Raw genomic sequence first — 21678 nt, forward strand, 5'->3', positions numbered from 1 at the left:
ATCGGTCTTAACTGTTCAATAATTTCTAGATATTCTTGATTTGCCGCGGGTATTGGTTAATATTCTGATTCATTGTAAAAACCCTCCTTATAATATTCAATTGTTTTATAAGTTATCCCGCAGTTTAAACATGTTTGTATCTCCTTTTGTATATTCATCTTATCATATTTTGAAATCATGATTTTGGTTATTTTTTACATCATTTCATTCAATATTTACAATATATTAATTGTGAAAACAAAGTGACATAAAAAAATGACAGGAATTCTGTCATTCTTCTAGTTTGATTTCTTCAATGGAATATTGACTTCCATAGACTCTTTGAATATAAGAAGAAAAATCTAAGTGATACAACTCATTTTCTGATAAATACGCTTTTTCGCCAAATATGTCTTGTGTATCTACTTCATTTCCGTCATTAATCTCAGGAACCGACACAGTGTAGTATAAAGTAATCATTTCTTTTTCATATTCATACAATAACTGGTAAATCACTAGAACACGATCACTTGATTTAGCACTATTTGATTTTAAGAATACTTGATAGACTCTTTTATTTTCGATTAATTTTCCTTCTTCTTTTTGTTCATTAATTTCAAAAATTGAATCTGAATTGTCATTAATGTAACGATCACTTTCTTTTAAAATAGATTGAATATAATCTATTTCAATATCGCTTAAAGATGCAAATCGATTGTGTAATCCTTCGACCACAATGTCTTTTTCTACATTCACCGGCTTAAAATGATATTGAGATGCCAATGTTTCATCATATGAAGCAACTATATGAATTACATCTCCATTTGATAAATTTTCATTTGGTGTAATTGTATATGTGACAGTCTGCATAAAATTTTGTGTTCTTTGATTAATATCTATACTTTCATTTGTCGCATTGGCACTTGCCAATCCATTTTCTTTTGTATATTCAATATTTAGTCCTTCCATGACATCGACTTCTATGGTTCTTATAAAAAACATATACGTTATTAAAATCAAAATGACACATATAGCACCCAATGAAATAAAATAATACATTTTTGTTTTTAATTTTTCTTTATTCATATTCTTATTTTAATCAAAATATTCGGCTTTTTCCACTGCCTTATGTACAAAAGAAAGCATTGCTTCATCTTCTTGTCGTTCCAAAATTTCTTTTGCATCTTTTAAACATACTTCCATTATGACTTTATCTTTATTTAAATCCCCCAAAACAAAATTAGGTAAACCACTTTGTCGAATACCCAGAATATCACCTGGACCACGTAATTGAAGATCAAATTCTGTGACTTGGAATCCATCATTAAGTGTTTCTAGTTTTTTAAGACGATTAATGGCCTGTAAATCTTGGGAAGTACTCAATAAATAACAGTGTCCTTGTTCACTTGAACGAGCACATCTTCCTCTTAATTGATGTAAAGTACTCAATCCAAAACGATGCGCATCATAAATGACCATATATGTGGCATTGCTGACATCAATACCTACTTCTATAACCGTTGTACTCACTAAAATATCTAGTTCATGATTCACAAATTGTCGCATCACACTTTCTTTTTCTTCTTTTTTCATTTTTCCATGCAACAAACCAATTCGAACAGATTTTAAAGAAGATTTCATTCCATTATATATAGAAATCGCATTTCGCATACTTGGATCATTTTCTTCAATTGCCGGACAAACAACATAGACTTGTCTTCCCTTCTCAATTCCTTCTAAAATCTCAGGCAAAACAGGCGACATACTCTTTCCTTTAATATATTTTGTACAAACTGGTTTTCTGCCAGGTGGCATTTGTTTAATATTTGTGATATCCATATCTCCGAACAAAAAATGGGCATACGTTCTTGGAATTGGTGTTGCAGACATCATAAGAAAATCTACATTCTCTCCTTTTTCTAATAAAGCACGTCTTTGTTTAACACCAAAACGTTGTTGCTCATCTATAATAACCAGTCCCAAAGAAGAAAAAGTAACACTTTCCTGAAATAAAGCATGGGTCCCCACTACTAATGGAAGACTACCTTCTTTTAATCCCGTTAATATTTCTTTTTTTTGTTTTGCGTTCAAAGAAGAAACATAATAAGAAACAGGTAAATTCTGTTTCTTTAAATTTTCATAGTGCTGATGTGCCAATATTTCTGTTGGAGCCAAAAATACAGCTTGATAACCCGATAATACACATGCATATAAAGCCGCAATGGCAACCATCGTTTTTCCACAACCTACATCCCCTTGTACTAAGCGAAACATTATACGATTGGATTTCATGTCCGCTAAGATTTCTTGTATTCCTTTTTTCTGGTCTAATGTGAGTTCATAAGGAAGTGAGGCCATCCATTCCTTAATTTTCTGGTCACTAAATTTACGAGGAATTTTAAATTCTGTTTGAAGCTGCTGACTCGATACGCCTTGCATTACACATTGAAAACATAAAAATTCTTCATATTTCAAAGTACGTAATGCCTTTTCAATTTCTTGTTTCGATTGTGGACAATGAATCCACTGCATAGCTTGTTTCTTTGGCAACAAATGATAAGCTAGTCGATAGCGTTCTGGAACAACATCTTCTAAAACATCTACATAATTTAATGCTTTTTTGATTATGTCCCGCATCTCATTTTGTTTTAATCCCTCTGTTAAACTATAAACAGGATGCAAACCTATTTGTTCCTTTAATGGCTTTAAATTATAATTTGAAGCCATTACCTTATAATTCCCCTGATAAATGCCAAAAATTGTTATTTTTTTCCCAAAACGAAATTGTGAAGCCCATGGACGATTAAATAAAGTAATTTCTAATTCTTCATCCCAGCTAATGACTTTAAATTTTGTCATGGAACGATTTTTCCCCAAGTGAATAACTTGTGCCTGATTACAAATCAATCCTTCAAAACAAATATTGTCTTGTTCTTTCCATTGTAAAAAAGGTGTAGATTGAATCATTTCATATCGAATGGGATATGTCTTCAATAATTCTTCTACACTATAAATATTCATACGATTTAATAATTCAATGCGACGCTTTGTGCATTTCATTTCCTCAAGTTTCATCTGCATTACTCTTTCGTTTTATAAATAAAATATAATTCACATCAATTAATCCGTAACAAAATGCTAAAAACAAATGCATTAAGACATATAGAAATACTTCATTAAAAGATACTTGAAAAGCCACTGAAAAAAATGAATACATCACAGCACTGATCAATGGATTTCCATATAATAATTGCATATAAGCAAGAGAACATGTATTAAAGCCTCCTGATATGCTCATCATTCCTGATGTCATAGTTTCCATAAAAACAACAATCAAAAAACAAATGATAAATTTATTGATAATGGTACGATTATGTTTTTTTAAAACAGAAAAAATAAAAGAAAAAATCGATTTAAAAGTCAGACAATCTTTTACTAAAGCATAAAAATACAACAACTGAAAAGGAATTAAAGAAACCATAAACAACAAGCCAATAACTTGTCCAATCACAGAATCTATTTGAGATAAAGGCTCAAGAATCACTAATGCAATAAACATATACAACAATTCCAGTGATAACACCTTTAATAAAATAACTTTATCTATTTTTCCTTCTTGCCAGATTTTTGTACAAAGCCAATAAAAACCAATACTCGAAACCAATCCCATCAAAATTTCAAAAATGAAATTCAAAATTCCATCCGTGACAATTGCTCCAAACAAAAATACAGAACTATATATTAAACTTGACAACAATAAATAACACAAAGGCAAAAGAATTGATTTAATAGAAATCGATTTTAAACGATTCATTGTATCACCTCAGCATAATTGTAGCACAATTCACTCCATTTCTGATACAATAAACACCGGAGGAAATATATGAAAACAATTGATATAATCATTACTATGGAAGATGGAAATATAATTGAAGCCGAGTTATATCCAGCCATTGCCCCTAAAACCGTTGAAAACTTTGTAAAACTAATTAATGAAAAATTCTATGATGGCATCATTTTTCATCGTGTCATTCCTGGATTCATGATTCAGGGAGGCGATCCAAAAGGAAATGGAACAGGTGGTTCCAAAGAAACAATTAAAGGAGAATTCGATGCCAATGGATTCAAAAACACATTAAAACATACACGTGGCGTATTATCCATGGCACGCACAATGGATCCAAACTCAGCCAGTTCTCAATTCTTTATCATGCATCAAGACGCTCCTCACTTGGATGGACAATATGCTGCTTTTGGTAAAGTCACAAAAGGAATGGAAGTTGTGGACCAAATTGCCAATGTAAAAACTGATTTCAGAGACAAACCAAGAACACCACAAGTCATGAAATCCATTCGTCTAAAATAAAAATCAGGGAATCGAAAAAATCGATTCCCGCTTTTTTATTCAATTGAATTCACCAATTGAATACCATCGGATTCCAAATACTCAATGGAAATAGAATCCCCATTCTGTAGAAAAGCCAATTGCTCCTCAAATTTTGTTGTGAAATCCATACGATATTTTTTACCATCTTCATCTTCAAAATAATAAATCGTATTTCCTTCTACAGATACTTTATTCAAATTCGAAACCGTAATTGTTTTCTTTTCATACACCACTTCATCACTTGAAGAAACACCCTGCAAAGCAATCATCTGCTTCTTTAATACATTCAATCCCTGGTCTACACTTACTGTAGCGACTTTTTGATAATCTGTTGCATCAACCATCGCATACATCTTTAATACACTCTGAGAAGAATTACTTGTATCCGCACGCAAAGACATTAAATAAGTGGGCTGCCCATTCACATTGACAAGAACTGGGAATGTTGCTTTATATCCATAATTCTGTACTTCGTCTTCTGCCGATTTCATAGCACTGGTTTCATTAGCCCCTGGTGCATCAATTCGCAATGCTTCATGCGTTCTTAAATTCACCAAAATAAAACCTAAATTACTGGAATCCGAATTTGCACTGGTTACACCTGTATAAAGCCAGATATCTCCATCTTTTTCAATATAATTATATCCACTGCTGGATTTAATGACACCTTTTTGACCAATGATGGAATTAATAAACCCTTTTTGAAGAGACCCATAATCATCAATTTCTTCAATAACTAACGCCTCAGGAAAAATTCGATCTGCCCAAGTAGGCACTGATTTTAAATCATATTTTTTACTTTCTCCTGTAATCGGATCCATAAAAATAGCACCCGTTACATATTTTTTATTTCCAACTAATTTATAAGAATAAGTAGAACAAACATACCATGGATGTCCATCTTCATCGATTTCAAAAGAAGGAGAACCAAAAATTTCAAATGGATACTGAAAACGCAAATGACGCATCAAATTCTTATTGAATAAACTAGAAGGAACATATTTCATATTATCTAAGCCAATATCTTTTAAACGAACCAGCTTAGCAGTTCCATCGGTTGAATCCACAGTGATATAAGCTGGAATTCCTTCTGCTTTATTTGCCCACCACTTAAAGAAATCTGCATATTCCAAAGGTGTAACACGATAGACACTGTCTTTATAAGAAATTTGAGTATATTCATTGCTGACTTCAAACTGAGAAACCCAGTCTGACATTTGACCCATAACACGATCTCCCAAAGCTTGTGTTGTATCTCGATCAATAATAGCTGTTTTTGTGAAATCAACTTCTCCTATGGTGTTAAACTCTGTTTTTTCTACATCAATACGAGTTGCATATTCCCCAGAATGAAAAATACGCATTCCAATAAAGCCCAATACAGTCGGCGCCAAAATAATTAAAATGCCAAAAATCACGACTGGACGCTTTGGTGCATGAACACCTTCACTAGAAAACATAGTCACAATCACTAAAAAAATTAAAATAGCTGGTGTAAAAAATGACCAGAAAGCAGGTGAATGCCAATTCAATGGTGGCAACATAAAATAATACGCAATTCCTAAAACAATAAAATAAACAATCAATGCTTTTACTTTACTAATTCGAAGAATTGGTAAATCTGGTTTTCGAAATATCATAAACTCTATATCCTTTCTTCTATACTTTATATCAATACAAAGTCAAAAAATAGATTTCTTTTTATAAATATGTGTTATTTTTTTAGAATTTTCAAAGGCGTAGACCCTAAAGCTTCTACTGCTTGAGAATACGAAGAAATCGCAAAATTTGATTCAATGGCAACTTGAAGACAAAACATTACCAATCTTGTATCAAAAGCCTGAATATTTTCACTATAATAAATAGCCGGATACAAAGACAATTCCTCTTTTACTTGTTTTAAAATATCGGATGAAACTTCACTATAAATCACTAAAACATTTTCTTCAAAAACTGCTTTTAATCCCGATAATAAAGTCACATATGGTTTATCTGACATTTTCACATAAATTGTTTTTGCACAAGGAGTGACTTGTCCTAATTCTTGTTCAGGCAAACATAAAACAATCTGTTTACAATCATTGTCTTCTAGAAACAGCTGTATGGAAGAATTCATTCCAAATAATAAAGCCGAATATTCCATATCATTCCCTCACTAAATCCTTGGGATGCGTAATTTTACGGTTTTGTGGATCACCAGGAACCATTTTAATTTTTACATCTGAATACCATTCTACTAACTGAGCATCATCCGTTCCAATACGTCCATCTAAACGTGCCTTTTCCTGACAAGACTTTAATAAATCCGTTTTAAAACACTGTGGTGTTTGTGCATTATAAACCATAGAACGCGTTAACGTTTCCTTTACATATCCATCCACAACAATTTTAGACGTATCTACACTTTCAATCATCAACAAACAAGCATCTTCTGTTTGTAATGTTTCTTTTAAAGACTCCAGATTTTCTTTCTTTACATATGGACGCGCCCCATCGTGAATAAAAACATAAGGACTCGTTACTTTTTGAAGACCATTATATACACTTTCCTGTCGCGTACTTCCACCGATGGCTACTTCCACTTTCTTCAAATCCTTATATCGCTGCGCAATAAAATCCATTTCATGAGATGCACAAACAATAATAATCTGCAAACAATCTTCATCTTCCAGAAACAAAGACAAACAACGATCCAATATCATTTCCTCTTCATTCAAATGATAAAAAACTTTATTATAATTTAATTTTGTGCGACTACCCATACCAGCCGCCATGATACATACACTATAATTCATAACAAATCCATTATATCAGATTTATGATACATCGGGACAAAAAACATGAGATTCCAGAAACCATCGATCTTTTTCCCAGTATAAGTTTCGAATCTGATTTCCAAAAGCACACTGGTAACATTTTCCACATCCCCCAGCCAATGAAAACTTATCACATACTTGTAGAATTTTATCCACTTTATATAACTGATCCTTCCATTTCACAAACAAAGGAACCAATTGACCATCTTGTTGAATCATGGTAACTACATCAATATAATATTTAAACAACATAGAATCACCCAACTTCATTATAGAATACACGCAACTTTTACGCAACTTCAAAATAAAATTGCATAAATGTTTCATTGTGATACAATAAAAACATGAATATACAACAAATATTATTAGAATACAAACGACAAACACATGTCACTAATGATTTCATTGCCCAGCAAATAGGTGTCACAAAATCAACTGTTTCTCGCTGGTGCAATGGACAAATCAAAAAAATCAGTTCTGAAACACTGCAAAAACTTTCTTCTTTGATTGGAATTGATTTTGAACAAATGACAAAGATTGCTCAATTTTCTTTTGAAAAACCAATTTTAGGAATCGTAAAAGCCGGTTATGGTTTATTTGCACAAGAAAATATTGAAGGATATTTACCTGTCAGTGAAGCCGAATATGAACAAGGAGATTATTTTTTAAGAGTCGAAGGAAATTCAATGATTCAGGCAAAAATCCATGATCAGGATTTATTATTTGTGAAATCCGTACAAGATGTTCCTTCTAACACGATTGCCATCGTTTTAATTGAAAAAGAAGAAGTGACTGTTAAACGCATTATTAAAAAAGATAAGTATTTAATTTTAGAAGCCGCTAACAAAGATGTAGAACCTAAAATTTATACTTGGAAAGAAGTGGAAGAACTTCCTGTACAAATTATTGGAAAAGTAATCTATGCGCGAAGAGATTTTTAGTTGAGGCACAAAATTTGTTGGTTGTCTATATTGTGTTTCAACTTTTTTTAGGCTATACTACAGATACATAATCACATTTAGTTGAAACGTCAACTAAATGTGATGTCAGTAGAAAAAAAGGAGCAGTATTTATATGAAAGTTATTAAACGAAGTGGAGAAGAAGTCGTTTTTGATATCAAAAAAATCGAAAATGCGATTCGTAAAGCAAACCAGGCTACTTCTCATTCTCAAATGAGTGAAGCCCAAATCATCAACATCTCAAAAAAAGTCCTGGAAAAATGTGAATCTTTACAAAGAAGTCCAAGTGTAGAAGAAATTCAAGATATGGTTGAAACTGAAATTATGCGTGAAAAATATTTTGCGGTGGCTCACAACTATATCACATATCGATATGAAAGAGCTTTAGTTCGTAAAGCCAATTCAACAGATAAACAAATTTTAAGTTTACTGGAAAGAAACAATGAAGAAGTTAAACAAGAAAACTCCAATAAAAATCCTTTAGTCAATAGTGTACAACGTGACTATATGGCCGGTGAAGTTTCAAAAGATATCACACGACGTTTTTTGCTCCCTCAACATATTATCGATGCCCATGAAAATGGATTAATTCATTTTCATGATTCAGATTATTTTGCACAGCACATGCATAATTGCTGTCTAGTGAATTTAGAAGACATGCTTCAAAATGGAACAGTCATTTCTGAAACAATGATTGAAAAGCCACATAGTTTTTCAACTGCTTGCAACGTTGCCACACAAATTATTGCCCAGGTCGCAAGTTCACAATATGGTGGTCAAAGTGTTACATTGTCTCATTTAGCTCCATTTGTACAAGTCAGCCGTGAAAAAGCACGTCGAGAAGTAAAAGAAGAATTTGAATCTTTAAATATGCCATTTGATGAAGAAAAAATTAATGCCATGGCAGAAATGCGAGTACACCGTGAAATCGAAAAAGGCGTACAAATGATTCAATACCAGGTCATTACATTAATGACAACCAATGGACAAGCTCCATTTGTGACTGTTTTCATGTATTTAAATGAAGTCCCTGAAGGACAAACAAGAGATGACTTAGCTTTGATTATCGAAGAAATGTTAAAACAAAGAATCAAAGGTGTTAAAAATGAAGCCGGTGTCTGGATTACACCTGCTTTTCCTAAATTGATTTATGTATTAGAAGAAAATAATATTCATCCAGACAGCAAATATTGGTATCTTACAAAGTTAGCTGCAAAATGTACATCCAAGCGCATGGTTCCAGATTATATTTCTGAAAAGAAAATGCTGGAATTAAAAGTAGATCAAAACGGAAATGGACAATGTTATCCTTGTATGGGATGCCGTTCTTTCTTAACGCCTTATGTGGATCAAGACAAAAAGCCAAAATACTATGGTCGATTCAATCAAGGTGTTGTGACAATCAACTTAGTGGATGTAGCTTGTTCTTCAAAAGGAATCATGGAAGATTTCTGGAAAATCATGGATGAGCGCTTAGAAATTTGTTACGAAGCCTTAATGATTCGTCATAAACGCTTATTAGGAACACCAAGTGATGTAGCTCCTATTCTTTGGCAAAACGGTGCTTTGGCTCGTTTAAAAAAAGGAGAACCAATTGATAAATTATTATTCAACGGCTATTCAACAATTTCACTTGGATATGCTGGATTATGTGAATGCGTTCGTTATATGACAGGTGTACCTCATACAGAACCAGAAGGAACAAAATTTGGTTTAGAAGTCATGCAGCACTTAAATGATGCATGTGCAAAATGGAAAGCTCAGGAACATATTGACTTTAGTTTATATGGAACACCAATGGAATCCACAACCTATAAATTTGCAAAAAAACTACAAGATCGTTTTGGAATCATTCCAAATGTTACAGACAAAAACTATATCACAAATAGTTATCATGTCCATGTAACAGAAAAAATCAATGCCTTTGACAAATTGACATTTGAAGCACAATTCCAAAAACTATCTCCAGGTGGAGCCATCAGTTATGTTGAAGTTCCAAATATGGAAAATAATATTGATGCTGTTTTAGCCATTATGCAACATATTTATGACAACATCATGTATGCTGAATTAAACACAAAAAGCGATTATTGCCAAGTATGTGGATATACAGGAGAAATCCAAATTGTACAAGACGAAAACCACAAATTAGTCTGGGAATGCCCATGTTGCCATAACCGCGACCAGGAAAAAATGAATGTAGCGCGTCGTACTTGTGGTTATATTGGAACACAATTCTGGAACCAGGGACGTACACAGGAAATCAAAGAACGTGTTTTACATCTATAAAAAAGGAAGCTATATGCAAGTGTCATATAGCTTTTTTACAGGAGAATATATGGAAAAAATAAAAAATCAATTAAATCATCTCAGTCATATACTTGAATTCATTGTTGCCATCATTGTTTTACTCTCTATTTTAGTCAGCATATTCCATTTATATGAACCCTTTATGGAATTTGTGATGCACGGACAAGAAGGCGAATACTTTATCGAATTTCTAACAAGTGTATTTAATGTTGTGATTGGAATCGAATTTTTACGAATGCTATGTACAACCGACATCAATACCGTATTAGAAGTCATTATTTTTGTATTGGCTCGTCATCTCATTATTTATGAACTCTCAGCTTTAGATAGTTTATTAACGGTATTCGGAATTGTTATCATATTCTTAGTAAAAAAATACTACAATCAAAAACCCGATATTGAATCTTAAAAAGAATTCCTCTATAATGTTCGTGTTACAGAGTAGATATGTATGCGTATAGTGCCATATGAACAGGGAGTTGTCAATGGACGAAAGCAAATGCTGCGATATACATATCGATTCCCACTGTTGCAGGAAAAATTCAATCTCTTTTTCCAGGCAATAATGGAAAAGGAGGTTTTTTTATATGAATTCTGTACAAACTATTAAAGAAAGCAGTAAAGAACTAAAAAGCGTCTCTTCTCTAACCGGAACTGCTTTACTCATGGCCTTAAAAGCCGTTATCGCTCAATTTACCATTGCCGTATCCAATGTACTTGAAATTGGATTTTCATCTGTTGTTACCGGTGTATGTGGCCTCTATTATGGACCCGTATTAAGTGGAATTGCCGGCATCTTAGCCGATACCATTGAATACATCTTACGACCATCCGGACCATATTTTCCAGGCTTTGCCCTCAATGAATTTGTAGCTGGATTTTTATTTGGATGTTTTTTCTACAAACAAAAAGAAATCAGCTGGAAACGCATTTTATGTGCACAACTATCTGTAACATGCATCAATAATTTAATTCTAACTCCCCTTTGGCTAAGCATGTTATACGGAAATACATTCTATGCTTTATGGATTGGAAGAATTGGTATTCAAATTATTCGCTTTCCTATTGATTTCTGTTTATTATTTATAGTAATCAAAACCGTATCAAGAGTTCGTCCAAGACACTAGACGAACTCTTTTTTAATTGTTTCAATCATTTGCTGCTCAGCTCTTTCTAAATTCGTTCCTTGTATATAACCAAAAGGAACATGAGATGCTTGACAAGCATTTACACCTTGATAATAACTCGAATGACTCAAGAAATCGAAAAGAAAAAAAACAATATCCGCATTTTCAATCACATCAAAAGACACTCGTTTTCTTCCATCTATACAAAAAATATTATTATATTTTGACATAAGCTTTCTTTGAAGCGTTGAATGCCCTCCAACAATCACAATTGAATCAACAGAACCAATCCAATCTTTCGATAAATCTTGCATTTGATTTTCTTCTTGACTAACCTGAAAAACAAATTGACGTAAATGATTCAATTCATCTTTTTCTTCATTTGTTAAAGAATTTGATTCTACATTTTCTATATTTTGATTTTTCAAAGCATAATTTTCTTTTTTTAATTCTCTATTTTTCTGATTCAAAAATTGAATTTGTCTTTTTAATTCCTTAACTGAATCCACTTCTCTAACAACTACTTCTTCTTTATTTTCTATTACTTCTTGTTTATTCTCTACAATTTTTATTTCTTGAATTTGCCCATCATACCAATCTCTATAAGAATCCACTTCACGAATCCATCTATAATGCAAATTCAATGCAATGACAATTTCTGCCTGTTCCTTTAAACTTTTTTTCTTCCATTCATTTTTTTTATATCCAATATTTATATTAAATTCAATTTCCTCTCTATTATTTTGAATCTGCTGACACAAAGAAAACATCGAATTCAAATAACAATCTCTATTTTTTTCACTATCAATGGCAATATGAAAAATCTTTAAACTCTCCCATTCTTCATCTGATTCTTCAATATATTTTATAATGGCATCCATATTAACATACGATCCATTTTTAAAATAGAGAGAAGCCCTGTAATCTTGATTTTCTTCTCTTTCTATATCTAACATTTTTTCTAAAATAAAAGAAAAATAACAAGAATATAAAGAAATGGTAAGCGGTTCTAACAAACACATAAGAAGAAAAACATGAATCGCAATGCGATGATCGACTTTAGTAAAAGAATCAAACTTATCTCTTTTCCACACTTTTTCCATGAATCTAGATAAAGTTTTCAATCCTATTATTTTATAATTTTTTACACCTAATAATTCAGACAATTCTTTTTCACATTCTTTTATAAATTGTTTTCGAATCAAAGAATCTTGAAATACAACTTTTAAAAGAGCTTTTTGACGCATTGTATAGTAACAATCCATTGGCGTATAACCATGCGTCCATCCTATTTCTATTATTTCATCATTTATGCTTTCCAATACATCTTTTACTTTTACATTTTCATACAATTCTTTTTTATAAAATCCAAATCGATCAAAATAAAAACAAAACTGATCATGATATTTCATAATCAAATCTTCAGAAATTCGTTTTTCATCCACTAAACAAAAAACATTATAAATTATCAATAAATCCAGCATAGAATCTGGTTTTCCGATCACTTCATAATCCTCTTTAAGCTTTTCATTCAAACGCCAAAAAAGAATTCTACGCATTGTCTGATTTTCATCTTCAATGTCAAACCAGTCTCTATACATTTTATCTTGTTGTTTATTCAATTGAATTGAACACTTCAACTCATTTGTGATTTTTTCAAAAAAAGTATCAATTTTCATAGTCTCTCCATAATAAATTTTCGAACACGAGAAATAAAATAAAGCGATCCACAAATTAATAAAGAATCTCTATTTTTTTGAATAAAATCTTCATAATTTGAAATCAAAGACACATTATGATTTAAAAAACACTGTGCATTGGCTTTTCGAATATGCTCAAATTCACATACAAAAATCGAATTTGAAATCTTTTCTAATTCTGTTAACATAGCATCATATGGCTTATCTTTTAAAGCACTAAATAAAATTTTTAAATTGGGAATATTCTGACAAGAATAAACTACTTCTTTGATTCCTTCTACATTATGTGCTCCATCTAAAATAATAAAAGGATCCCTTGATACAATTTCAAATCGTCCTTTCCAATGAAAATGAGATAAACCATTTCGAATATCCATTTCATCAAAAGTTAAAACACGATTTTCTTTTAACCATTCCAATGCCTGAATTGCCAAAGAAAGATTTTGAATTTGATACAAAGCAAGCGTCGGTACTTGAATATCATGATAAGAAAGTACATTCAAATGAAGACAAGAATCCACAAATCCATTTCCTTCTTGTGCTAAACGAAAAATACTTTGTTTAAACTGACAAACACTTTTAAAAACATCTAAACACTCTTGTTTTCTTTCTCCAGTCATCAACATAGAATGATTCTTAACAATGCCTGCTTTCTTTAAAGCAATTTCTTCATAACTATTTCCTAAATAATCACAGTGATCTAAGCCAATATTGGTGATTATTGATAAAATCGAATCAATCACATTGGTCGCATCATCGATTCCACCCATACCAACTTCATAAATCGCAAAATCCACTTTCTTTTCTAAAAAATATAAAAACGAAACAAAGACATCGGCTTCAAAACTCGACAATCCATAGTCTTTCCATTCTTCAAAATATGCATCTATATACGTTTCATATTTTTCTTTTGAAATGCGTTTTCCATTGATTCGAATGGAATCAAAATCCGATTCCATACAAGGAGAAGAATACACTCCAATCCGATAACCAGCTTCCATAAGAATTTGTTCCATGGCATAGCTTGTTGACCCTTTTCCATTGGTTCCCGTTACATGAATACACTTTAGTCGTTTCTGAAAATTATGTTTGTCATCCATATATTGTCTAAACGCATTCAAAGAAATGGAATCCAATCCAAAGACATGACCTTTTTGCAGAAAATCCATTGCTTGTTTATAATCCATGGCAATAGTATATCACTTTCCATCAAAATAAGGTAAAATAGAAATATGAATTATGGAAATATAAAATACTATGACATCGCCAATGGACAAGGCGTACGAACAACTTTATTTGTATCAGGCTGTACTAATCACTGTCTTGATTGTTTTCAACCCGAAACATGGGACTTTAATTATGGTCAACCTTTCACAAAAGAAGTAGAACAACAAATTTTAGATTCATTAAAACCAGATTATATTCAGGGATTTACTGCTTTAGGAGGCGAACCCTTTGAATTTTCAAACCAAAGAGAATTGGTTTCTTTGTTCAAACACATAAAAGAAGTTTATCCAAACAAAACAATCTGGTGTTATACAGGATTTATTTTAGATCAAGATTTACTGGAAGGAGGAAAAAGACATTGTGAAGTGACAGATGAAATGTTGTCTTATATTGATGTCCTGGTTGATGGACCATTCCAAAAAGATTTATACAATATTTCACTAGCTTTTCGAGGTTCAGAAAATCAAAGAGTGATTGACTTAAAAGAATCTCTTAAGCAACAAGACATTGTTTTATATTTGAAATGAATAAAGATTTTAATAAAATGATGCAAGATTCAAAAGACATGCCTAAAATCCAGATCATTACAGATTCTAAAACCATTGAAAAATACGGAGGAAATCAAATGGCTTTAGCCCCTTGTATCGAATATGACCATATTATGAAACAAATTCCATTTGGAAAAGTAATCACAACAAAAGACATTCGAAACTATCTTGCGAAAAAATATAATGCCGATTTCTGCGATCCCATGACCGCTGGCATCTTTATTTCCATTGTGGCCTGGGCTAGTTTTCAAAGAAAAGAAGATAAAACACCATATTGGCGTACACTAAAAACAAATGGCGAACTAAATCCAAAATATCCTGGTGGTATTGAAAAACAGAAAATGGACCTGGAAAATGAAGGACATATTATTGTTCAAAAAGGAAAAACAAATATTCGTTATTTTGTCAAAGATTATCAAGACGTATTATTCATAAAATAAGCACCTTTGCGGTGCTTATTCTGTTTCTACTAATTTTTCAACTAATTCTTGTTTGACAACATCAAATTGATTGGTATTTCCAATATAGCTATACGAAACAAAGGCATTAAAAGTTGTTGGATCGACTTTATATCCTTTGCAAGACGAATGAACTTGTGTAACCTTAGTCATTTCCTTCATTTCCTGAATATTTTGATCATTCATACCCGATCCCACTAAAATTTCAATTTGATGACCATACTTTGCCTGTAAATCACGAATCAATTCCATTCCATCCATAGCCTTCGATTTTTGTCCACTTGTTAAAATGCGATCACATTTTAATTGAATCAAAGTTTCAATAGCTTCATATGGATTTCTTGTCACATCAAATGCACGATGAAAAACTGCTTCTTTTCCATATTGATGAATCAAATCAATCATTTGTTTTGTAGCCTGTATTTGAATGGTTCCATCTTCATTTAAAAAACCAAACGCAATTCCATCAGCTCCATTTTCTAAAAACAATTTCGCATCTTCCATCATAATTTGACAATCCCATGTATCGTAACAAAAACCAGCCCCACGAGGTCGAACCATGCAAATTACTTTTAAGTTTGTATCTTTTTTTACACGTATTAGAGTAGCTAAAGAAGGTGTCAATCCTCCAACACTTAAAGCGCTATTCAATTCCACTCTTTTGGCTCCGCCTTTATAAGCAGCCATACAATCTTGATACGATCCCGTACATATTTCAATCACAAACTCCACCTACTCTCAATATACTTAATGCATAAATTTTCGCATTTAATATTAAATCCTTGCGATCCATCCACTCATTTGGATTGTGTCCAATTCCTTTTTGACCTGGAAAACTTGGACCAAATGGAACAATATTTGGCATACATTTCGCATATGTTCCTCCTGTTGTTGTAACCGGTGTTCCATCCAATCCTGTTACTTTTTCATATGTTTCTTTTAAAGTCTGACACAAAAATCCTTTTTTATCAAATCGAACCGGATTATAGTTTTGTATGCAGCGAATAGATAAAGGAAATTGACATTTCTTTTGAATTCTTTGATAAATTTCTTCATTAGATATACAAGCCGGATAGCTTAAAGTAAATTCAAAACAAAGTTCATTATCTTTGATTTTACTTTTTTTATTTCTAAGCTGCATTTTACCAAATTCAGGATCCTCTATGTCCAATCCCAATTTATTGGCATATTCATTACTGGACAAAATATATTCATTCACAAATTCATTAAATTCATTTGTATATTGTCTATCACAATACACCTGATAGATGGCTCTTCCTCTTTCTGCATAGACAACTGGATATTTACAATCCGGTGTCCATCCCATAATTGGTGGTTTTCTAACTTCTAAATAATGATGAAGATCTTGAAAGCCTGTTTCTTCATTGGTTCCAAATAAAATATAAACTGGATGCTTTAATTGAATGTTACATTCCTTAATTGCATAAAGAGCATATAAATTGGCTAAGATAGGGCCTTTATTATCTAATATTCCACGAGCATAGATTCTTCCATTTTCGTCTTCGTAACAAGAAAAAGGATCGTGATTCCATCCATCACCGACTTCAACTACATCTAAATGTCCCATAATACCAATATAATCATCGCCTGTTCCATATTTCGCGATTCCAACAACATGGTCAACATTTTCTGTTTCAAATCCTAGATTTTTAGCCAAAGAAAGCGTTGCATTCAAACAATCATCGATATCTTTTCCAAAAGGATAGTCTTTGCTACCTTTTGTTTGAACGCTTTTCATTCTCGTAATAGATTTAATGCCTTCAATCATTTCATCCGCAATTTCATCAATTTTTTGCAGAACCCTTTCTTCCATACGATCCTACTTTCTAATCAATGGAGCCGTTCGACTAGCCATATATTGATCCATCCATTCCTTGCTTGCCTGTTCAAAATATTGTTTTCCATTTTCATCAAACTTAACAAGATAGACGGTTGGTTTTTCTTTTTCCGTAGCCACTGCAAAAGAGAACCCTTCAATATTGGTTGCACATCCCCATTCTCCTTTGTTGTTCATCGCAATTAATGACATATCCCCGGCTTTTCCACGACGTTCTTTTAGTTCTAAATCAAATTCCTTCACAGCTTTTTCACAAGCCAGTTGTGGATGCATTCCTTCTTTCATTAATCGAACAATTTCATAGGAAACACATCCCTTCATAACGTCTTCTCCTAAACCAGTTGCACTAGCGCCTCCTACTTTTGAATCCACATAGAAACCAGAACCCGATACTGGAGAATCTCCCACACGTCCAGGGTGTTTCATAAACAATCCACTTGTACTTGTCGCACTTGTCATGGATCCAAATGAATCCAGACAAACCATTCCCACTGTGTCATGACCAGAATACGGTTTTAATTCTGTATCTTTACTTGTTTCCACAACACGATTGTGATAATGAATTTGTGCTCTTTCTGTTAACATGTTTTTTCGTTGAAATCCATGTCGATGTGCAAATTTTTCAGCGCCTTGTCCCACTAAAAAATTATTGACAGGATACGTCGATAGTTTTCGGGCAATGGAAACTGGATTGGCAAAATCTTTAATAGCTCCAACACATCCTACATCCAATGTATCTCCATCCATAAAAGCAGCATCTAGTTCAACTTCCATTTCTTCATTTGGCAATCCACCATAGCCTACGCTTTTATAAAATTCAAAGTCTTCTACAGCTTTAATAGCTGTTTCAATGGCGTCTTTGGCATTTGACTGATTGGCAAGCATTTTATCAGCTTCACTGATTCCTTCTAATGCCATTCTCCATGTTGCGATAATTCCATACATATTTTTTACTCCTTTATAAATAAAGAAGAAGGCCATGCCTTCTTCTTTTAATGAAAGCAAACTTCTTCTTTCAGTTTACTTGTATCTTTCTTTTCAACCAGTGCCTTAGCAACTTTACACATATTATTTAAAGCCTCGTTCAATCCTGTTCCACCTTTTTTCGGTGTTTTTACTATACAGATTTTATCTTTAAATTGCCCAATAACTTCTTCATTTTCCTTTGACATAGCAGCTAAAGCAGGAATCGATGTTTTTTCATGAATGTTATAAGCAACATGAGCTGCCATATTCGCATAATCAGCATAATTGAAACAAGGCCCACACATCACAACATCTGGTTTTAATTTTTGAATCATAGCTGTTAATTTGCGAATGACTTCTTCTTTATTTTCATTGTAATATCCATTTCCACAATATAAACAAGCTACAACCTTTGCATCGATTTTCTTTAAAAATTGTCCCATCATTATAGCTGGACCAACAGGTTCCTTTTTTGCGCCTAGTGGAACCATTTTATCGTCTTTTGTTCCTTCACCTGATTGAATCTGATCATAAATCATTATTACTTTTAACATATAATATCCTCATCTTATAGATCATCAAATGATAATTCATCTAAATTAATATCGTCTTCTTCACTTTCCTGGCTCATTGCTTCTTGTTCGTCTTTCAAATATTGATTGTCCATAACTTTGATAAATGGCAAGTATACAAAGACACCTAAAATCAATAATACACCTTGGAAAATAGCTCCAACCCAGTTTGTTGCTAAGAATCCAGAAATAATAACTGGTGTTGTCCATGGGATGTTGATTCCATTACATGGTGGGAACAATCCTAATTTCATCGCAAAGTAAGATAAAATGATGTTCATTGTTGGTACAAGAATAAATGGAATAATAATTGTAGGGTTCAATACAATTGGTAATCCAAATACAATTGGTTCATTGATTCCAAAAATACCAGGAACCAAAGACAATTTTGCTAATTCTTTAATTCGTTTTGATTTACAGAATAATAACATCGCAATCAATAAAGAAAGAGTTGATCCACATCCACCAAATGTCGCAAATAAATCCTGGAATTGTTGTGAAATAATATGCGCTCCATTGGCAACTGTATAAGAAGCAGCTCCAACTTCACGATATAAGTTTAAGTTTTCAAGTGCTAATGTTTGTAGAATTGGATTGAATACAGCTCCTACAACCGATCCACCATTGACTCCAAAGAACCAGAATAAATGTAAGAAAATATAGGCAATAATCATAGCCCCTAATGTATCTCCCAATCCCAATAAAGGTGTTTGTAAGAATGTGAAGATAAATGTAAAGGCATCTGTTCCGCATGCAACAAAGATTGTGTTAATCAAGAAGAATGCTGTCATTACTATTCCAGCTGGAATTAAGGCAGCAAAGGATTGTACAACTGTTGGAGGAACACCAGCTGGCATTTTAATTGTCCATCCTTTTTTCTCAACCCATGCATAAATATGAACAGAAACCAGGGCACAAATGATTCCCACAAAGATTCCTTTGGCTCCTAGCCATCCTGTACTAATACCAGAAACGGTAGCTGTTGTTCCTTCTGCAAATTCAACGGCAGCTCCTGTTGAATCAAATAAAGCTTTAACGCCTCCTGTAAAACGATATGGCATTAAAATAAACCAGGACATGATACTTACAGCAGCTCCAAAGATTCCGCTTGTATTTAATTGCTTGGCAAAGGAGTATCCAATTCCCATTGTCGCAAAAATAGCCATAATTGCAAATGTCGCATCGGATTGTTTTTCCAATAAAGCGGCTAATGAAGTCGCACCAATTTGTACATTGGAAATAAAGTTTGTCCATGCTGGAATTGGAAAGTTTGCCAGCAATAAGAAAATAGATCCAACGATTAATAAAGGCGTTGAAACAAGGAAACCATCACGAATGGCTGTTAAATATTTATTGCGTCCAATTGCTTCAGCCATAGGCGTCATGGTTTTTTCTAATTTTTCCATTAAATTCATAATTAACTTCTCCTAATACTTCTTATTATTTTTTTGTCTGTTTCATCAACTTAATAGCTGATTTCAATACTTTTTCTCCTGCCATCATTCCATAATCTCCTGAATCAATGACAGCAATAGGAATTCCTGTAGAACCAAATTGTTCCACAGTTCCTTGATACATATATTTGACTTGTGGTCCTAATAAAATGCAGTCAGGGCGATCATGTTCAATGATTTCGGCTAATTTGTTGTGTGGATGTGCTTTTACTTCAATTGGTAAGTTATGTGCATTGGCGCAATCTTGCATCTTACTTGCCAACATACTTGTTGACATTCCAGCACTACAAAACAAATAAATCTTTTTCATATATGTTCCTCCTTTAATTTCATTATAAAAGTTTATTTTTTTTTAATTTGTCTTTGCCTTTCCTAGCCCTAGGAAAGAAATTATTTCATTGAATCCATTTTTTTATAACAATCAATCAATTCTTCTGCCATTAACTTAATTGTTTCTGCACTCATTAATTGATCTTCTGAATGAACCAATAATAAAGTTGTTTGAACTGGATTTCCAGAAGCTTCTTGTTGAATTAAAGACGCATGAGACGTATGTCCCTGTACATAATTTTGATCGCCTTCTTTGATTTTTTCTTTTGCTAATTCAAAGTTGCCATTTTTTGCTTCACGAATGGCTTCGACGTAACAACTCTTTGCCAATCCAACATTTGAAATCAATTGAAAACACGCTAATTCTAAATTTTCCATTTTTATTCTCCTTTTATTAAAATCACTTTTGTATGTGCAATACGATCATGTATCATTCGATGACTATTTGAAAACATACAAATCGCTGCGCTTATAATACTGATACTTAAACCTATTATCATCAAAATCCCTGTAAAATTTAAATTCATAACCAATGACAATAAATCATGCCACAAACTCGAAACATTATAAAAAGTTCCTTCTAATATCATGATGCCCAGTATTTGCCGAATCATTAAAGTTTTTAAATCAATTTCTTCATTATTTGTTTTTACTATTTTAAAATTCATCATTTTCTTTCCAAGTGTTTGTCCTTTATATACCTTATATGGAATCCATACATAATAAAAAACAGAAAAACAAATCGCAAGGCATCCTGCTAATACTGCACTTTCTTTAGAAATTTCACTTTGAATCATCCACAAATTTAAATGACCCATTTCCTCTAAATTATGTGTTTGCGACATCCAGATCAAACACATAGGAAACATCATAAACAAAGCTCCAACAAACCAGTCAATTAAATAGGCTGTAAATCTTTTGGATGTACTGACATCGCTTTTTGAATCATTTAGGCATAGTTTCAATTTAAAAAATAAGTTCATATT

24 protein-coding genes and 1 riboswitch are annotated in these 21678 nt (G+C 32.6%); of the genes, 7 read left to right on the forward strand and 17 right to left on the reverse strand.

Annotated elements, in window-relative coordinates:
* Positions 1-270 precede the first annotated feature (270 nt).
* From ACI32A_RS08845 to ACI32A_RS08855, 3 genes are read right to left on the reverse strand one after another with little or no spacing between them, the layout of a single operon-like run.
* Entirely contained in the window at positions 271-1065 is a 795-nt protein-coding gene (locus ACI32A_RS08845) for a hypothetical protein (protein WP_439754694.1), read from the reverse strand.
* Positions 1066-1074: 9 nt separating this feature from the next.
* Positions 1075-3054 carry an ATP-dependent DNA helicase RecG gene (gene recG, locus ACI32A_RS08850; RefSeq protein ID WP_439754695.1) on the reverse strand — a complete coding sequence of 660 codons (1980 nt, stop codon included), beginning with the start codon at positions 3052-3054 and terminating at the stop codon, positions 1075-1077.
* Positions 3044-3793, reverse strand: a complete 750-nt coding sequence (locus ACI32A_RS08855) for a hypothetical protein (RefSeq protein WP_439754696.1) — start codon at positions 3791-3793, stop codon at positions 3044-3046. The genes recG and ACI32A_RS08855 overlap by 11 nt, the downstream gene beginning before the upstream one ends.
* Positions 3794-3862: 69 nt before the next feature.
* Between ACI32A_RS08855 and ACI32A_RS08860 the strand changes: the two genes are divergently transcribed.
* Positions 3863-4345, forward strand: a complete 483-nt coding sequence (locus ACI32A_RS08860) for a peptidylprolyl isomerase (protein ID WP_439754697.1) — start codon at positions 3863-3865, stop codon at positions 4343-4345.
* Between the two features lie 35 nt (positions 4346-4380).
* Here ACI32A_RS08860 and ACI32A_RS08865 read toward each other — a convergent pair whose 3' ends face one another.
* The 4 genes from ACI32A_RS08865 to ACI32A_RS08880 form a co-directional block, all read right to left on the reverse strand.
* The gene (locus ACI32A_RS08865) at positions 4381-6006 is read right to left on the reverse strand and encodes a hypothetical protein (RefSeq protein ID WP_439754698.1); all 1626 of its coding nucleotides are present in this window, start codon (positions 6004-6006) and stop codon (positions 4381-4383) included.
* 74 nt (positions 6007-6080) lie between these two features.
* Positions 6081-6509, reverse strand: coding sequence for a hypothetical protein (locus ACI32A_RS08870; RefSeq protein ID WP_439754699.1), 429 nt, complete (start codon positions 6507-6509; stop codon positions 6081-6083).
* 1 nt (position 6510) lies between these two features.
* Positions 6511-7161 (reverse strand): 2-C-methyl-D-erythritol 4-phosphate cytidylyltransferase, encoded by a 651-nt coding sequence (gene ispD / locus ACI32A_RS08875; protein ID WP_439754700.1) that lies wholly within the window; start codon positions 7159-7161, stop codon positions 6511-6513.
* Positions 7162-7182: 21 nt separating this feature from the next.
* Positions 7183-7434: a hypothetical protein gene (locus ACI32A_RS08880; protein ID WP_439754701.1), complete on the reverse strand. Its 252-nt coding sequence runs from the start codon at positions 7432-7434 to the stop codon at positions 7183-7185.
* A gap of 92 nt (positions 7435-7526) precedes the next feature.
* On the opposite strand from ACI32A_RS08880, the gene ACI32A_RS08885 reads away from it, so the two are divergent.
* From ACI32A_RS08885 to ACI32A_RS08900, 4 genes are all read left to right on the forward strand, one after another.
* Entirely contained in the window at positions 7527-8123 is a 597-nt protein-coding gene (locus ACI32A_RS08885) for a LexA family protein (RefSeq protein ID WP_439754702.1), read from the forward strand.
* Between the two features lie 133 nt (positions 8124-8256).
* Positions 8257-10431 carry an anaerobic ribonucleoside-triphosphate reductase gene (gene nrdD, locus ACI32A_RS08890; RefSeq protein ID WP_439754703.1) on the forward strand — a complete coding sequence of 725 codons (2175 nt, stop codon included), beginning with the start codon at positions 8257-8259 and terminating at the stop codon, positions 10429-10431.
* 49 nt (positions 10432-10480) lie between these two features.
* Positions 10481-10861: a hypothetical protein gene (locus tag ACI32A_RS08895; protein WP_439754704.1), complete on the forward strand. Its 381-nt coding sequence runs from the start codon at positions 10481-10483 to the stop codon at positions 10859-10861.
* A gap of 26 nt (positions 10862-10887) precedes the next feature.
* Positions 10888-10983, forward strand: a riboswitch (THF riboswitch).
* A 56-nt stretch (positions 10984-11039) separates the two neighbouring features.
* Positions 11040-11579 (forward strand): folate family ECF transporter S component, encoded by a 540-nt coding sequence (locus ACI32A_RS08900; protein ID WP_439754705.1) that lies wholly within the window; start codon positions 11040-11042, stop codon positions 11577-11579.
* On the opposite strand, the gene ACI32A_RS08905 is transcribed toward ACI32A_RS08900, so the two are convergent.
* Together ACI32A_RS08905 and ACI32A_RS08910 are read right to left on the reverse strand one after the other, a co-directional pair.
* Complete coding sequence (locus tag ACI32A_RS08905) at positions 11576-13258, reverse strand: DUF2325 domain-containing protein (protein ID WP_439754706.1); 1683 nt, start codon at positions 13256-13258, stop codon at positions 11576-11578. The genes ACI32A_RS08900 and ACI32A_RS08905 overlap by 4 nt on opposite strands.
* On the reverse strand, positions 13255-14466 hold the full coding sequence (locus ACI32A_RS08910; protein ID WP_439754707.1) for a bifunctional folylpolyglutamate synthase/dihydrofolate synthase: 1212 nt from the start codon (positions 14464-14466) through the stop codon (positions 13255-13257). The genes ACI32A_RS08905 and ACI32A_RS08910 overlap by 4 nt, the downstream gene beginning before the upstream one ends.
* A gap of 45 nt (positions 14467-14511) precedes the next feature.
* Here ACI32A_RS08910 and nrdG point away from each other — a divergent pair, with 45 nt between their 5' ends.
* Complete coding sequence (gene nrdG, locus ACI32A_RS08915) at positions 14512-15033, forward strand: anaerobic ribonucleoside-triphosphate reductase activating protein (RefSeq protein WP_439754708.1); 522 nt, start codon at positions 14512-14514, stop codon at positions 15031-15033.
* On the forward strand, positions 15030-15494 hold the full coding sequence (locus tag ACI32A_RS08920) for a hypothetical protein (RefSeq protein WP_439754709.1): 465 nt from the start codon (positions 15030-15032) through the stop codon (positions 15492-15494). The genes nrdG and ACI32A_RS08920 overlap by 4 nt, the downstream gene beginning before the upstream one ends.
* Before the next feature lie 15 nt (positions 15495-15509).
* Here the strand turns inward: ACI32A_RS08920 and ACI32A_RS08925 are convergent, their stop codons facing one another.
* The 8 genes from ACI32A_RS08925 to ACI32A_RS08960 all read right to left on the reverse strand — a co-directional run bounded on the left by ACI32A_RS08925 (position 15510) and on the right by ACI32A_RS08960 (position 21675).
* Positions 15510-16244: a copper homeostasis protein CutC gene (locus ACI32A_RS08925; RefSeq protein WP_439754710.1), complete on the reverse strand. Its 735-nt coding sequence runs from the start codon at positions 16242-16244 to the stop codon at positions 15510-15512.
* Positions 16228-17346: a Sapep family Mn(2+)-dependent dipeptidase gene (locus tag ACI32A_RS08930; RefSeq protein WP_439754711.1), complete on the reverse strand. Its 1119-nt coding sequence runs from the start codon at positions 17344-17346 to the stop codon at positions 16228-16230. Before ACI32A_RS08930 ends, ACI32A_RS08925 begins: the two co-directional genes overlap by 17 nt.
* A gap of 6 nt (positions 17347-17352) precedes the next feature.
* Positions 17353-18315, reverse strand: a complete 963-nt coding sequence (locus ACI32A_RS08935) for a N(4)-(beta-N-acetylglucosaminyl)-L-asparaginase (protein WP_439754712.1) — start codon at positions 18313-18315, stop codon at positions 17353-17355.
* A 47-nt stretch (positions 18316-18362) separates the two neighbouring features.
* Positions 18363-18890, reverse strand: coding sequence for a GrdB-related putative oxidoreductase (locus ACI32A_RS08940; protein WP_439754713.1), 528 nt, complete (start codon positions 18888-18890; stop codon positions 18363-18365).
* A 14-nt stretch (positions 18891-18904) separates the two neighbouring features.
* A complete protein-coding gene (locus tag ACI32A_RS08945) occupies positions 18905-20323 on the reverse strand; it encodes a PTS sugar transporter subunit IIC (protein WP_439754714.1) in 1419 nt (472 codons plus the stop codon).
* A 25-nt stretch (positions 20324-20348) separates the two neighbouring features.
* The gene (locus ACI32A_RS08950) at positions 20349-20672 is read right to left on the reverse strand and encodes a PTS sugar transporter subunit IIB (RefSeq protein ID WP_439754715.1); all 324 of its coding nucleotides are present in this window, start codon (positions 20670-20672) and stop codon (positions 20349-20351) included.
* An 80-nt stretch (positions 20673-20752) separates the two neighbouring features.
* A complete protein-coding gene (locus ACI32A_RS08955; protein ID WP_439754716.1) occupies positions 20753-21070 on the reverse strand; it encodes a PTS lactose/cellobiose transporter subunit IIA in 318 nt (105 codons plus the stop codon).
* A 2-nt stretch (positions 21071-21072) separates the two neighbouring features.
* Positions 21073-21675 carry an RDD family protein gene (locus ACI32A_RS08960; protein ID WP_439754717.1) on the reverse strand — a complete coding sequence of 201 codons (603 nt, stop codon included), beginning with the start codon at positions 21673-21675 and terminating at the stop codon, positions 21073-21075.
* Between the last annotated feature and the right edge of the window lie 3 nt (positions 21676-21678).

The sequence above is a fragment of the Floccifex sp. genome, from assembly GCF_051873555.1.
Taxonomy (GTDB): domain Bacteria; phylum Bacillota_I; class Bacilli_A; order Erysipelotrichales; family Erysipelotrichaceae; genus Floccifex.